This window comes from Chromobacterium sp. CCUG 76385 (assembly GCF_059916625.1).
Genome location: NZ_JAUCGU010000001.1, coordinates 318,481 through 331,903, shown reverse-complemented (window position 1 = coordinate 331,903; position 13,423 = coordinate 318,481). Strand labels below are relative to the sequence as shown.

Sequence of the window (13,423 nt, the reverse complement as noted above, 5' to 3'; positions counted from 1 at the left end):
TGGACGGAAGCTCCATGCATATTCATTCCGCTCTCGTGGACGGCGCCCCTGTGGCCGCCGCCCAAGCCCTCGGCTTGCCTGAACTGGCGGCCCAACCGGTATTGCACCGGCTGCAGTGCTATGGCGAGCTGCCATCCGGCCTGGCCGCCATGCTGGCCCGCGCCTCGGCGCGGCTGCTGGATTCGGACATGCTGATTCGCCAGACCGCGCAGCCTTTCGCCGAACCGGAAACCGATCTTAGACCGCCCATGCCGCTGGAGCATCATGAGCACGCGCTCAGCGAAAGCATACTCGGCCTGATCCGCCGCGAAGGCCTTGCGCCGCACTACAAACCGTTCATGCGTACCTTCGCCCGCATCCTGTTCTCGCTGTTTCTGACCCCGGACCAATACGAGCGCGCCTGCGCCTGCATAGACAGCGGCAACAATCTGCGCTTCCTGATGAGCGATGCCGGCGGGCCGACGCTGGGCAGCTGGCGCACGGTGGCGGAGCCGATGGACGATGGATTCAAGCTGCGCATCGACAAGGTATGGGGCATGTACGCCAATCTGGACGGCATGGCCATCATCGCGGCGCGCACGCCAGGCAGCTTCTTTCCCTCTGCCTTCCTGGTGTGGCCGGAGCAATACGCCACGTTGCAACGGAGCCTGTGCGGAGACAGCTTTCTGGACGGCGTGGTGCAGCTGGGCAATGTGCGCGGCGAAGTCAGCGTGGCCCCGGCAGACCGGCTGAAGGCAGGCGGCCCCGCCGCCCTGAACAAATACCTGACCACCGTGCGCCCTTTTCTGGTGCGCGCGCTGATGGCGCATGTGGAATGGCTGCACGAGCAGGGCCGCTTGAGACTGGGGCCGGACGAGCGCGCAGCGCGCGATTTCATCGCCGACGCCGCCCGCGCCAAGACGCAAACCGGCACCTACGCCAGCGGGGACGTGCACAAAGTATTGGCGCTGAAGTTCGCCTCCAACGAGCTGCTGCTGCACCTGGTGGCCAGCGGCGCCGTTGAGCGCTACGCAGACCAGCGCGACCTGTTGGCCTTCACCAAGATGGAAGGCAGCTCATATCGCTGCTACCACGAGCTGCGCGCCGCCGCGCGGCTGATCTCAAACTGATTTCCACCCCCTCTCTAAGTTAAAGGAGAAACACCATGTCCGAAACCCTCAATACCCTGGAAACCCTGCGCAAGGAAACCGCGAAAATCCTGAACGTGGAAACCGTGGACACCAATGTCGGCTTGGGCGAGCTGGGCATCGACTCGCTCAACGTCGTCGAGCTGATCGTGTTCTGCGAACAACTGTACGGCTCCATCGACCCGGAACAACTGAACATCACCCAGTACACCACCTTGGAACAGCTGGACAGTCAGCTGCAAGAGCAGCAACAAACCGCCTGATCCGATGACGCCGACTCCGGGGAACGCCATGACCGAACCGCGCACGCCGCCGGCCTTTCAGGCCGCCGTCATCGCCTACCGCCAGACGGAAACGCCTTTCGTCGCGGCCGGGGCGTCCCTGGCCGAGGCCGCAGCCGAGCTCGGACAAAGAGCCGGCGCCGAGGCAGCCCGCCACGCTGGCGCCGGCAAGGTCGACGATTATGTCGTCACCTCCACCGTTCTCTCGCCGTTTCTGACCGACGACACCGTCGAAGCGGCACTCTTCCATCAAGCCATACGCCAAGGCTTCGGCCGCGCGCCGGACTGGATCACCAATGGCTACGAGTGCACAGGCTGGGGCTACATCCTGCGCCATGCCTTGCAAAAGGCCAGGCTGAGCGGCCCGCGCCGGCTGCTGCTGCAGATCGTGGATGTGGACATCCATAACTTCGCCTTCTGGCGGCTCACCAGCCGCTGGGGGCGTTCCGGCTTCGGCATCGCCACGCTCCTGCTGGACATATTTCCTGACGGCAACGATGAAGCGCTGCTGCTAGGCGCCGCGCCTCAGGCGCACGCGCTAACCATGATGGGACGGGCGCTGCGACAGTTCACGGAATCTCGCGCCGGGATGCCCGTGGCGCTGCCGTTCTTCCCGGAATCCACCCGGAGCGCGCTGTTCAAGAGCTTCGACGCCGCCACCGCCCACCCCGACCACTATTCGCGTTTCGGCCATGCCTTCGGCAGCGACCCTTGGCTGTCCATGCTGGCCGAGATCGAAGCCGGAGCGGACTACGCTGGCGGACGCTGCGTATTGACGTCGCTGGCGCTGAACGGCTACTTCGCCATCGCGGAACTGGCTTTCGCGCCGGATCTGCGCCACGCGCTGGAGGCCGCATGACGCCGAGACAAACGCTGGCGCTCCGCTTGACCCGCAATCCAGACCACGGTCGCGTCCACCCTTGCGCCAGCATCAACCTGCCGCTGCTGGAGGAGCAGGATTACGCGCGCCGCCAGGCCCATAGCCACGACAATGCCGCGGCAGTGCTCGTCAACCATCGCCAATACTACGCGCTGCTGGAACGGCTGGTCCGCCAGTCCTGGTCCGCGCTGGGCGAGGACTGCCGCGTGTTCGTTCAGCTGCGTCAGCCGGCCAAGGACTTGGCGCTGCCGGCCGCGCTATTCGATCCGTGCGTTCTGGTGGGAGCCGGCCTCTGGCGCGAAGCCGAATGTTGCGCCGGGCTCACCCCGGCGCCCGTGGCCTGGATCGCCGCCGAGCGCATACGCCGTGATCTGCTGGACAGCGGCGACAACATCCTGCGTCTCGCTTTCTGGAACACCCCCCAATCGGCCCCGGCCGCCCTACTGCTGCCCGCGCTGGATGCGATGGCGCCGCAAGTTACCGACACGGCCGAGCACGGCCAGACCGCAACGCGATAGAGGAATCGATATGCAAGCCACGCTAGAACCGCCCAAGGATCCGACTCAGCCATACAAGTGGAACTTCGCGCTGGATGCCTTCATGTCGGAAAGCTACGACTTCGGCGATGACAGCCTGAACGCCATCTACCAGAAGGCCAAGGCCAACCAGTGGGACGTCAATACCGACCTGGACTGGAGCTGCGAGCTGAACGCGGACAATCCGCTGGGCATGCCGGACGGCACGCTGCTGATCTACGGCACAGATGTCTGGAACAAGCTGGACGCCAAGGGCCGGACCGAAGTGCGCCACCACTCGCAAGGCTGGACCATGTCGCAGGTGCTGCACGGCGAGCAGGCCGCGCTGATCTGCGCCTCCAAGCTGGCCGTGGCCGAGGAAAGCCTGTCGGCCCGCTTATGCGCGGCCGGCCAAATCATGGACGAAGCCCGCCACATCGAGGCCTTTGGCCGACTGGTCAACGACAAGCTGCCCATCCGCTACCCGATGAGCCAATCGCTGAAGAGCCTGCTGGGCGACACCATCACCAGCAAGGAGCTGGACATCACCAACCTGGGGATGCAGGTGCTGGTGGAAGGCATCGCGCTGTCGCTGTTCCAGAGCATCGTCGCCTATACCCAAGACCCGTTCATCCGAGACATGGTCACCCGCATCCAGCGCGACGAGGCCCGCCACTTCGCCATCGGCCGCATCACGCTGTGCCGCGTCTATCAGGACATGACCGCTACCGAGCGCAAGGAGCGCGAAGAGTTCGTCGCCGAAGGCGCCCACACGCTGCACGAACACCTGTGCGCGGACGATATTTGGGAGCCCATGGGCCTGTCGAAGAAAGAATGCGGACACCTGGTGCGCAACTCGCCGGTCACCAGCTCGATGCGTCGCTCCATCTTCCGCCGCCTGGTGCCCACCATACGCGAAATGGGCCTGCTCAGCCCGCGCGTGCAACGCGTATTCGAACAGTTGCAGGTGATGGATTACGCCGCCATGCCGCTGCCGGCCTGAGGAGAGAAAGCATGACAAGCACCGCCAGCATTCCGGTCCAAATGGGCATAGAGGCTGCCGCCTACCACTTCCCCGGCGAACTGCAGGACATTGAGGCCTGGGCCGGTCCGCACCATTGGCCGGACGCCCGGGTCCAGGCCATCGTCCGCTCCGGCTGCCGCCACTTCCACGCCGCGCCGGACATCAGCGAGGTCGAGCTGGCCGAGCGCGCGATGGCTCGGCTGTTCGACCAAACCGGCCTGCACCCGGCCGACATCGGCGCGGTGATCCATGTGCACACCCAATTGTTCAGCGTGCCGGCCGCGCCGCGCAGCCTGCCGCTGGAACTGGTGTCGCGCTTCGGCATCCGCCCGCTGTGGGCCGGTTCGGTCAATCAGTTGAACTGCTCGTCCAATGCGGCGGCGATCCATTTGGCCGGCGCGTTGATGGCCAGCCATGCCGAGCTGCGCCATGCCGTCGTTGTCTCCGTCGACCGCGTCTATGGCGAACGCTTCCGCCTGCGTCAGATGTCGGGCATCCAGAGCGACGGCGCGGCTTGTCTGCTGATCAGCCGTAATTGCCGGCGAAACCGCATCGGCGCGCTGTCGCTGCGCAACTACGGCAAATGGCACCAGGGTTCGGACACCAACGCCGCGGTGGAACGCGACATGATCAACCTGGAATGGCATTACACCCGCAAGGTGATGCAGCAGGCGGTGGCCGACAGCGGCGTGGCCCTGGAAGACTACGGCTGCCTGCTGCCGCACAACTCCGACCACAAAGGCTGGATATCCATCTGCAAGGCGATGGACATCCCGCTGGACATCCTGCGCGCCGACAACATCCTGCGAAAGGGGCATGCCTGCTGCTCGGACCTGGCGGTGAATCTGGCCGACTTCGGCCTGGCCGAAGTGGATGCGGGCCGCCACTTGATCAGCGTGACCCAATCCAACAGCGGCGCCTTCTCCGCCCTCACCCTGCACCCGGTGGATCGCCATGACGCGCATTGAGCCACTTTCTATTCCGCTGCCGGAAGACGACTCCGCCCTGCAATGGCTGTGGGAGGCCAAGACGCCCGGCTATGTATTCGATCCCGCCATCGTCCTGGCGCGCTACCGCAAGCTGCGCGAGTTGCTGGACAGCCGGCTGATCGTCTCGCTGAAAGCCAATTCCAACCTGGAGCTGCTGATACGCTGCGGACACGGTTTTGTCGATGGCGTGGAACTGGCCAGCCTGGGCGAACTCGATCTTGCCGTCGGCCGCATATCCGCCGTCAAGTACGTCAATAACCCGTCCATGGACGAGACCTTCATGCGCGCCGCCTTGGCCTCGCGCTGCGTCTTCATCATTGACAGCCTGTGCCAGGCCGAGCGGCTGGCCGCGGTGCTGGGCAAGCAGCATGCGCCGCAGACCATCTTGCGGCTGAACGCAGCCGAACTGATGCCTGGCAAACGCCGCGAAGCCGCCGACCATTTCGGCATGAGTCCGCGCGAAGCCATGCTGGCCGCTGCGGCGCTTACGCGCGCAGACGTGCCGGTGATAGGCCTGCACAGCTTTGCCGGTTCGCACCAGTTCCGCGTGGATGACAGCGGCGGCGATTCGGCCGACCTGACTCACGCGCTGGCCGCATTCGCCGCCGACATCGCCCGCATGACCGGCGCACCGATTGAAATGCTCAACTGCGGCGGCGGCTTTGGCGAACGCTGTCATGAAAACGAAGACCTGTTCGCCGCCTACCGGCAACGGCTGGCGCCGCTGCGCCAGACCTTCCAGCTGGCGCACGAGTCCGGCCGCGGCATCTTTGCAGGCGCCGGGCTGTTCGCCACCCGGATACGGGCGGTAAAAACGCTGGACGGCCACTGTGTGGCCGTATGCGACGGCGGGCTCAGCCACAACTTCCTGCTGGCGCGCACCGAGTCGGCAATCAAGAAATACGCCCGCCCGCGCCTGCTGCGCCGCCAAGCCGCCGCCGATGGCGCGCCCGTGCTTCCGGTGAAGTACGTCGGCAGCACCTGCAGCCGAGCGGACGTCATCGGCTGGCAACCTGCTCCCGTCGCCGCGCCGTCTGTCGGCGACATGGTGATTTTCGAACAATGCGGCGCCTACCACCCCAGCTACAGCGTCAGCGGCTTTCTGTCGCTGGGCGCGGCGGGCGCCTTCATCCATCAGTCGGGAGAGACCGCATGAATCGCGCCCGCATCAGCCTCTACCACCTGCTGCAACTGAGCGCGCTGCGCCACGGCGAACGTCCCGCTTTCGCCCAGAACGCCATCCGCGCCACTTACACCCAGTTGCTGAGCGATACACGCATCCACGCCGCTCGGCTCGCCGCCGCCGACATCCAGGCTGGCGACCGCGTCGCCATCTATGCCGGTAAGCAATACGACTGCGTAGCCATGATGCTGGCGGTCAACGCCCGCGGCGCCATTCTGGTGCCGGTCAACCCGCAACTGAAGCCTGCCCAGCTGCGCCACATTCTTACTGACAGCGGCGCGCGGCTTCTGATCAGCACCGGCGCCAGGCTGAAACGGCTGGGCGAAGCGCTGGATGGGCTGCCGCTGGATGCCTGGCAGCTGGAAGCGTTGCCCGGCACCATCCTGGATGCCCCCGCGCCGGAAGTGACGGATAACGACCCGGCCGCCATCCTCTATACCTCCGGCTCTACCGGCCGGCCCAAGGGCGTGGTGCTGTCGCAGCGCAATCTGGTGTCCGGCGCCGACAGCGTATCGGCCTACCTGGGTCTGGATGAGCGCGATGTGATCCTCGGCATCCTGCCGCTGAGCTTCGATGCCGGCCTCAGCCAGTTGACCACCGCGCTGGCGAGCGCCGCCTGCTACGCCCCGCTGGACTTCCTGCAGGCAAGCGAAGTGCCGGCCTTCTGCGAAAGCCATGGCGTCACCACCATCACTGGGGTGCCGCCGCTGTGGATGCAGCTGATGGCCGCCAACTGGCCGCCGGCCACCGGCGCGCGCGTGCGCCGCTTCGCCAACACCGGCGGCCACATGCCCGGCCCGCTGCTGGACAAGCTGCGGCTGGCCTTTCCGCAGGCCAGGCCTTATCTGATGTACGGACTGACCGAGGCCTTCCGCTCCACCTATCTGCAACCGGAAGACGCCGTCGCCCGCCCCAGCTCCATCGGCAAGGCGGTGCCCAACGCCGACATCCGCGTGCTGCGGCCTGATGGCAGCGAATGCGCGCCGGGCGAGCCGGGCGAGCTGGTGCACCGCGGCGCCTTCGTCACGCTGGGCTACTGGAACGACCCGGAACTGACCGCCCACCGTTTTCGGCCTTGGCCGGGCGTGCATGGCCAGATTCCGCGGCAGGAAACCGCCGTGTGGTCCGGCGACATCGTCTATCGCGACGACGAGGGCTATCTGTACTTCGTGGCGCGCGGCGACGACATGATCAAGACCTCCGGCTATCGCGTCAGTCCTACTGAGGTAGAAGAAATCCTGTTCGCCTTGGACGGCGTCCATGAAGCCGCCGCCTACGGCGTGCCGCACCCCATGTTGGGCGAGGCGGTGGTGGTCAGCCTGCACGGCGTTGCCGGCGTGGCCGAGGGCGAGCTGATCCGGCTATGCCGCGAGCGCTTGCCCGGCTATATGGTGCCGCATCATCTGTCCTTCCATGCCGAGCCGCTGCCGCGCAACCCCAACGGCAAGATAGACCGCAAGCAACTGAAGCAGCAGTTCTCCGGCCTGTTCGCCTCTCCTTCCACCATGAAAGGGTGACGCCATGCTCAGAATCCGCGCCATCGCCTCCTCCGTACCGGATCGCGCCGCCTTTCACGGCGTGCAGGCCGCAGAACGCAATCTTGGCTACGGCCACCTGTTGTTCCCGTCCGCCGCCTACGCCCTGCCGCGCGGCAAGGGCAAGCTGGACGAAGCGGAAACCCTGCGGCTGATGCCGGGCGCGCCGGCTTCGCTGCCGGTAGCCAGCGCCCAGCTGAGCCACGCCGACCTGGCGCTGCAGGCAGTCGCCAGTCTGCGCGAGCAGACTTCCGCCGAAGATCTGGCTGCCGTCACTCACATCGTCGTCGCCAATGCCTCGCTGAACCAACGCATCAACGAATCGGTGGCGGGACGTATCCAGCACGCGCTGGGCCTGGACGAAGCGCTTCCCTTCGCCGTCGGCCAGTCCGGCACCGCCGGCGTCTACAACGCGCTGACGCTGGTGGAGGCGCTTTGCCATCAGGGCGCCAGCGTGCTGCTGGTGGCCACCGACAAATGGCTTTATCCGTTCTTCCGCGCCTGGGGCGACCTGGTGGCCTACGGCGACGGCGCCGCGGCCATGCTGCTGGACAGTCGCGACGGCGATGGCTGGGGAAGCATCCATGCCCATGCCGTCGACTATGGCGAGGCCATTGCCAACCCATGGGCGCTCACGCCCAACGACTTGGCCGACCGGCTGCTGCCGCAAGCCATCCTGGCGGCGCGCGCGGCGCTGGACAAGGCGCGCATGCGGCCGGCCGACATCGAATGGATGCTGCCCGCCGGTTTTGCCGACGAATTCGTCAACCGCGTCGGAGACGAATTGGGCATCGCCCCGGCGCGCCGCATGGCGCGGGAAGGCGGCCACTTATCCAGCGCCGACCCACTGCTGGCGCTGCAACGGCTGCGCGCCTCGCTGCAGCCCGGTCAACAGGCCACCGCCCTGCTGTGGGATGCCGCGCTGTGCGGCATGTCCGGCGCCATGGTGGCGCAGATTTCCGCCGCGGCCTGAAGCTGCGGCGCCATTTTCAATAACGGGAACCGATATGTCCGCTTACAAAGTCAGCCTGCGCGAGCTGCGCTTCTTCCTGTGGGAACAAAACCGGACGGAACGCCAATTCCTGTCGCGGCCGCCATTCAACGATAAGGACCGCGCCCACTACGACCGCCTGCTGGACCAGGCCCGCGAGTTCGCGCTGGAGTTGGGACGCGCCTATCAGGCCTCCGACCGGCAGGAGTGCCGTTTGCTGGCCAACGGCGAGGTCGTGATTCCCAGTGAATTCCATGCGCTGTGGCAGCGTTACAAGCAGGAATGGGTGCCGGTGCTGGGCAATGCGGGCGACGTACACCGCCCGGCGCTGCCGCCCATCGTCCGCCAGACCATCCAGGAAATGTTCATGGGGGCCAATCCTGCCTTCATGACCTACGGCGGCTTCAACCTGCCCGCAATCAAGCTGTTCCGTCTGCATGGCACGCCGGAGCAGAAAGCCACCTATCTGGATAAGCTGCAGCGCCATGAGTGGGACGCCTGCTTCTGCGCCACCGAAGCGCAAGCCGGCAGCGACCTGACAGCGGTCAAAACCCAGGCCGAACCGCTGGAACAGGAAGGCGTCTATGCGGTGACCGGCGAGAAGGTATTCATTTCCGCCGGCATGCACAGCCTCACCGACAACACCGTGTACTTCGTGCTCGGCCGCTTGGGCAATAGCAGCAGCGGCTCCTATTCTTTGTCCTGCCTGCTGGTGCCGCGCTACTGGCCTAACCCGGAAAGCGGCGAACTCGAGGAAAATTTCGTCGAGTGCGCCGAATTGCCGGTAAAAATGGGCCTGAAAGGCTGCGCCAACACCCGCTTGGTATTCGGCCGCAAAGGCGTCACGCGCGGCGTGCTGCTGGGCAACCGCAAGAACGCCGGCCTGTTGCAACTGATTCCGCTGATGAATCAGGCCCGCATCAGCACCGCGGTGATCGGTCTGGGCCTCGCCTCCTCCGCCTACCTGCACTCGGTCGAATTCGCCGGCAAACGCCGCCAGGGCCGCGCCATTGAACGCACCTCGGACCATGCCGCGCCCAGCCTGCCGATAGCCGAGCATGGCGACATCCAGCGCATGCTGCTGGAAATGAAGGCCAGAGTGGAGGGCTGCCGCGGCCTCCTCGGCAAGCTCACCGCCGCCTCCACCGAAGCCTTCGCGCTGGAGGCCGAAGCCGCGCCGGACGACATGCGGGTGGAGAAGCAACGCAAACTGGTCCAACTGCTCACGCCGGTATGCAAAGCCTTCGTCTCCGACCAGGCGTGGAAGATCTGCGAGCTGGCCATCCAGGTGCATGGCGGCATCGGTTATACCGACGCCTATCCGGTGGAGCAGAACGCGCGCGACGTGAAAATCCTGTCGATCTGGGAAGGCACCAACTACATCCAGGCGCAGGACCTGGTGCGCGACAAGCTGGGTTTCGGACGCAATTCCCGGCTGATCAAATACCTGCGCGAGGAGCTGGACGCCTTCCTTGCCAGCGGCAACGCCGACCCCTCGCTCGCCTTGCTGCTGTTGCAGCTGGACGCGGCCATGGCCGCGGTCGAGCAATCGCTGTCCCGCTTGGGCGAGGCGGTCAGCGAGGGCCGCACGCAGGAAAGCAGCCAGTTCTACACCCGTTTTCTTGAGATGCTCGGCTACACCGTCTGCGGCTGGACTTTGCTGGAAAGCGCCGCGCTGGCGACCGAGGCGCTTGCCCGCGGCCAGGATGAGCGCGAGGCTGCCTTCTACCACGGCAAGCTCAAGACTGCCCGCTACTTCTTCGCCAACATCCTGCCCACGGTGCATCAGCACAAGCAGGTGATTGCCAACCTGTCTGAGGCCGCTATCGCCGTCTCCCTAGCCGAACTCGCCCAGGAGGAAAGCCATGACGCAAACCGTCTCGCCGCCGCCGTCTGAGGCAAAGCCGCAATCGCTGTTCGGCGGCTCCCGCACGCTGTACCGCGGCACGGATATCGACGGGGCCACCATAGAGCCGAACGAGGGCCTGTGGGTGCGCGGCAGCAATCTGAACGAACTGATAGGCAGCATCGATTTCTCCCGCGCGCTGTGGCGGCTGTGGTTCGGCGACATGCCCAAGCCCGAGGCGGCTCTCGCGGTGGACGCGGCGCTGGCCGCCGCCACCGCCGCGCTCCCAGGCCAAGCGGTATTGAACGGCATTCGCGCCGTGGCGGATTGCGGCGCCGGCATGGTGCAGGCCGCCGCCTGCGGATTCCTTGCCGACCTTTCCGCGCTGGAGCGGGTTGTCCGCGCCGAGGCTGCCGCGCATGGCCTGCCGGATGGGGATGACTTTATCCAAGGTTTGGTGTGCATGGCTTGCGCGCCGGTTTTTCTGGCGACCGCGCTCGGCGCCGGCCCCGCCTGCGGCGAGAGTCACGCGGAACGGGTGTTGTCGGCGATGGGCGCCGCCCACCGCGACCCTGCCGCGCTGCGCGCCATCGATGCGCTGCTGGTGGCCTGGCACGCCGGCTTCGGCTACATCACGCCGACCGTGCTGGTGCCGCGCACCGCCATCGGCACTGGCGTTACCCTGCCGCAGGCGGTGGCGGCCGGCTTCATGGCCAGCGGCCCCAAACATGTGGGCGCGGCCGAGGAGGCGCTGGCCTGGCTGAAAGACATAGGCCCGGACGCTAGCGACGACGCCGTGTTCGCGGCGGTAGACCGCGCGCTGGATTCGCCCGGCCAGTTGTTGTTCGGCTTTGGCCACCCGCTGTTCGTCGAAGATCCGCGCCCGCCGCACATCCGGGCCCTGTACACGCAATGGGGGTTCGGCGGCGCCTACATTCGGCTGTTCGACCTCGCCTGCCGCCGCGCGCTGGAGCGCAAAGGGTTGCGTCCCAACATCGATTTCATCACCGCCGCCAGCCTGCTTGACCTTGGGGTGACAGAGCCGCGCTGGGGCGTGGGCCTGGGATTGTGCGCCCGCGTGGCCGCGATGGTGGCGCATGCGATAGAACGCCGCGACCGCCCGGCTTTTGGCGTCAACAGCAAGGCCGCGCGAAAGCTGCTGGCTACCGTGCCGGTGGGTTGGCTGTAAAAAATCGTGACCAGGTAAAGGCCTGGTGCGCCTTGCGCAATCGAACTGTCCGCGGCGGCGCGCTTGCCTCAGTCCTTGCTTCGGCCTCTCGCCATCCTGCTTTTAATTTATGGAGAAACTCAATGCTACTGAAAAATCTTCGGCCGGCGGACGAATACGACCGTTTCGCCTCTCAAGCGCTGGAGCCGTGGGATGTGCTGTTCGTCACCCGCATCCGCCAGTTGGCCCGGGACATGGCGCCCGGCGCGCTGGTGGACATCGGCACCGCCACCGCCGTGGTGCCGGTACGCCTGGCGGCCGACCCGGTATTCAAGAACTGGCGCTTCATCGGCCTGGATCTGGATGAAACCATGCTGGAGGGAGGCCGCCCGCGCATTGCCGATCTCGGCCTGGACGGCGTCATCGAACTGAAAGTGGGCGACGCGCAAAACCTGCCCTTCGCCGACGCCAGCCTGGCGATGGCGGTCAGCCGCGCCACGCTGCACCACCTGCCCGACAAGATCAAGAGCCTGACCGAAATGTACCGCGTGCTGCAGCCAGGCGGCGTCGGCTTGGTCCACGACATGCGCCGCGATGTCTCCCCGGCATTATTGGAGAAGTTCACACAGATGCGCGCGGCCGTAGGCTACCCGCCCACCCATGTCGAGGAAAAAGTCACGCTGGCCGAGGCGCGCGCCTTGGTGGCGGAGGCCGGCTTGGCCGACTGCTGCGCCGTGACCAGCCCAAGCGCCGGCATGGGCGCGCTCGGCTTCGAAATCCTGATCCGCAAACCGCTGGCGGTCTGAAAACCGAGGAGATGACGATGGAACACGCCGCCGATCAGGCGCTGCGCTTTCAACACGCGCTGGGCACCGCCAGGGTGGCCTGCCGACCGCTGTCGCCGTGGCGCATGCCGCTGTTGATCACGCCGCTGGACGAGACCTTGCGTTCCAACGCGGCGGCATTCGCCGACTGGTACCGCAACCAACAGCCCGTGCTGGACCAGGCGCTGCTCGCCTTCGGCAGCGTGCTGCTGCGCGGCTTCGCGCTGAGGGATACCGCTGACTTCCAGACCATCGCCCAGCTGTATCCGGAACATGCCTTCGGCTACATCGGCGGCGCCACGCCGCGCCGCAATATCGACGGCAAGGTATATGAGTCCACACGGATTCCCGCCTCGCTGAAGATAGGGCTGCATCAGGAAAAGGCCTATATGGCGCAGTATCCGCGCAAACTGGCCTTCTTCTGCAAACAGCCGTCGGAAAGCGGCGGCGAAACCATCATTTGCGACATGCGCGCGGTGACGCGGCGGCTGCCGCCGGCGCTGATCGAGCGCTTCCGCCAAAGCGGCATCCAGTACCTGCGTAATTTTCGCCGCCCCAGCCAGGACGGCGAACTAAAGAACTCCACCATGCGCGAATACCACCGCCCCTGGGACGATGTGTTCCAGAGCGATGACCCGGCGCGGGTGGAACAGCTGTGCCGCGAGACCAACCTGAGTTTCCGCTGGCTGGACGACGGCAGCCTGACCGTGTCGCACACGGGCGGCGCCACCGCGCGCCACCCGGAAACCGGCGAGGACATCTGGTTCAACCAGCTAAGCACCCAGCACAACAACGCCCGTTCGATGGGCGCGGCCGGCTATGAATATATCCGTCTGCTGTACCGCGACCGCCCGGCACGACCGTATGAGGTCAGACTGGGCGACGGCACCCCGATCACGCTGGACGAGATCGCGCCAATCTACGACGCGCTGGATGCCGAGGAAATCGCCTTTCCCTGGCAGCGCGGCGACTTGCTGCTGCTGGACAACATCGCTGTCGCCCATGGCCGCAACCCGTTCAAGGGCAGCCGCGACATCCAGGTGGCGCTGTTCGACTGAGA

At 66.0% G+C, this 13,423-nt stretch carries 13 protein-coding genes; all 13 read left to right on the top strand.

From position 1 onward, the window contains the following. Positions 1-14 precede the first annotated feature (14 nt). The 13 genes from QUG01_RS01505 to QUG01_RS01445 all read left to right on the top strand — a co-directional run bounded on the left by QUG01_RS01505 (position 15) and on the right by QUG01_RS01445 (position 13,421). The gene (locus QUG01_RS01505; protein WP_500828572.1) at positions 15-1,109 is read left to right on the top strand and encodes a hypothetical protein; all 1,095 of its coding nucleotides are present in this window, start codon (positions 15-17) and stop codon (positions 1,107-1,109) included. 35 nt (positions 1,110-1,144) lie between these two features. Further along, complete coding sequence (locus QUG01_RS01500; protein WP_500828571.1) at positions 1,145-1,390, top strand: acyl carrier protein; 246 nt, start codon at positions 1,145-1,147, stop codon at positions 1,388-1,390. 28 nt (positions 1,391-1,418) lie between these two features. After that, a complete protein-coding gene (locus QUG01_RS01495; RefSeq protein WP_500828570.1) occupies positions 1,419-2,267 on the top strand; it encodes a hypothetical protein in 849 nt (282 codons plus the stop codon). Then, the gene (locus QUG01_RS01490) at positions 2,264-2,806 is read left to right on the top strand and encodes a hypothetical protein (RefSeq protein ID WP_500828569.1); all 543 of its coding nucleotides are present in this window, start codon (positions 2,264-2,266) and stop codon (positions 2,804-2,806) included. Before QUG01_RS01495 ends, QUG01_RS01490 begins: the two co-directional genes overlap by 4 nt. A 10-nt stretch (positions 2,807-2,816) precedes the next feature. Then, positions 2,817-3,806 carry a ferritin-like domain-containing protein gene (locus QUG01_RS01485; protein WP_500828568.1) on the top strand — a complete coding sequence of 330 codons (990 nt, stop codon included), beginning with the start codon at positions 2,817-2,819 and terminating at the stop codon, positions 3,804-3,806. Positions 3,807-3,817: 11 nt separating this feature from the next. Then, complete coding sequence (locus QUG01_RS01480; RefSeq protein WP_500828567.1) at positions 3,818-4,795, top strand: beta-ketoacyl-[acyl-carrier-protein] synthase family protein; 978 nt, start codon at positions 3,818-3,820, stop codon at positions 4,793-4,795. Then, the gene (locus QUG01_RS01475; protein WP_500828566.1) at positions 4,782-5,972 is read left to right on the top strand and encodes a type III PLP-dependent enzyme domain-containing protein; all 1,191 of its coding nucleotides are present in this window, start codon (positions 4,782-4,784) and stop codon (positions 5,970-5,972) included. Before QUG01_RS01480 ends, QUG01_RS01475 begins: the two co-directional genes overlap by 14 nt. Continuing rightward, complete coding sequence (locus QUG01_RS01470; RefSeq protein WP_500828565.1) at positions 5,969-7,516, top strand: acyl-CoA ligase (AMP-forming), exosortase A system-associated; 1,548 nt, start codon at positions 5,969-5,971, stop codon at positions 7,514-7,516. Before QUG01_RS01475 ends, QUG01_RS01470 begins: the two co-directional genes overlap by 4 nt. A 4-nt stretch (positions 7,517-7,520) precedes the next feature. Then, a complete protein-coding gene (locus QUG01_RS01465; protein ID WP_500828564.1) occupies positions 7,521-8,507 on the top strand; it encodes a 3-oxoacyl-[acyl-carrier-protein] synthase III C-terminal domain-containing protein in 987 nt (328 codons plus the stop codon). A 34-nt stretch (positions 8,508-8,541) separates the two neighbouring features. Further along, on the top strand, positions 8,542-10,422 hold the full coding sequence (locus QUG01_RS01460) for an acyl-CoA dehydrogenase C-terminal domain-containing protein (protein WP_500828563.1): 1,881 nt from the start codon (positions 8,542-8,544) through the stop codon (positions 10,420-10,422). Beyond that, positions 10,391-11,560, top strand: a complete 1,170-nt coding sequence (locus QUG01_RS01455; RefSeq protein ID WP_500828562.1) for a citrate/2-methylcitrate synthase — start codon at positions 10,391-10,393, stop codon at positions 11,558-11,560. Before QUG01_RS01460 ends, QUG01_RS01455 begins: the two co-directional genes overlap by 32 nt. Positions 11,561-11,682: 122 nt before the next feature. Next, positions 11,683-12,345, top strand: a complete 663-nt coding sequence (locus QUG01_RS01450; protein WP_500828561.1) for a class I SAM-dependent methyltransferase — start codon at positions 11,683-11,685, stop codon at positions 12,343-12,345. 17 nt (positions 12,346-12,362) lie between these two features. Beyond that, a complete protein-coding gene (locus QUG01_RS01445; RefSeq protein ID WP_500828560.1) occupies positions 12,363-13,421 on the top strand; it encodes a TauD/TfdA family dioxygenase in 1,059 nt (352 codons plus the stop codon). The last annotated feature ends 2 nt before the right edge of the window (positions 13,422-13,423 follow it).

Coding starts and splice junctions, on each gene's coding strand:
- QUG01_RS01455 (WP_500828562.1), top strand. CDS start 10,391: ATGACGCAAACCGTCTCGCCGCCGCCGTCTGAGGCAAAGCCGCAATCG.
- QUG01_RS01490 (WP_500828569.1), top strand. CDS start 2,264: ATGACGCCGAGACAAACGCTGGCGCTCCGCTTGACCCGCAATCCAGAC.
- QUG01_RS01505 (WP_500828572.1), top strand. CDS start 15: ATGCATATTCATTCCGCTCTCGTGGACGGCGCCCCTGTGGCCGCCGCC.
- QUG01_RS01495 (WP_500828570.1), top strand. CDS start 1,419: ATGACCGAACCGCGCACGCCGCCGGCCTTTCAGGCCGCCGTCATCGCC.
- QUG01_RS01480 (WP_500828567.1), top strand. CDS start 3,818: ATGACAAGCACCGCCAGCATTCCGGTCCAAATGGGCATAGAGGCTGCC.
- QUG01_RS01445 (WP_500828560.1), top strand. CDS start 12,363: ATGGAACACGCCGCCGATCAGGCGCTGCGCTTTCAACACGCGCTGGGC.
- QUG01_RS01500 (WP_500828571.1), top strand. CDS start 1,145: ATGTCCGAAACCCTCAATACCCTGGAAACCCTGCGCAAGGAAACCGCG.
- QUG01_RS01460 (WP_500828563.1), top strand. CDS start 8,542: ATGTCCGCTTACAAAGTCAGCCTGCGCGAGCTGCGCTTCTTCCTGTGG.
- QUG01_RS01450 (WP_500828561.1), top strand. CDS start 11,683: ATGCTACTGAAAAATCTTCGGCCGGCGGACGAATACGACCGTTTCGCC.
- QUG01_RS01465 (WP_500828564.1), top strand. CDS start 7,521: ATGCTCAGAATCCGCGCCATCGCCTCCTCCGTACCGGATCGCGCCGCC.
- QUG01_RS01470 (WP_500828565.1), top strand. CDS start 5,969: ATGAATCGCGCCCGCATCAGCCTCTACCACCTGCTGCAACTGAGCGCG.
- QUG01_RS01475 (WP_500828566.1), top strand. CDS start 4,782: ATGACGCGCATTGAGCCACTTTCTATTCCGCTGCCGGAAGACGACTCC.
- QUG01_RS01485 (WP_500828568.1), top strand. CDS start 2,817: ATGCAAGCCACGCTAGAACCGCCCAAGGATCCGACTCAGCCATACAAG.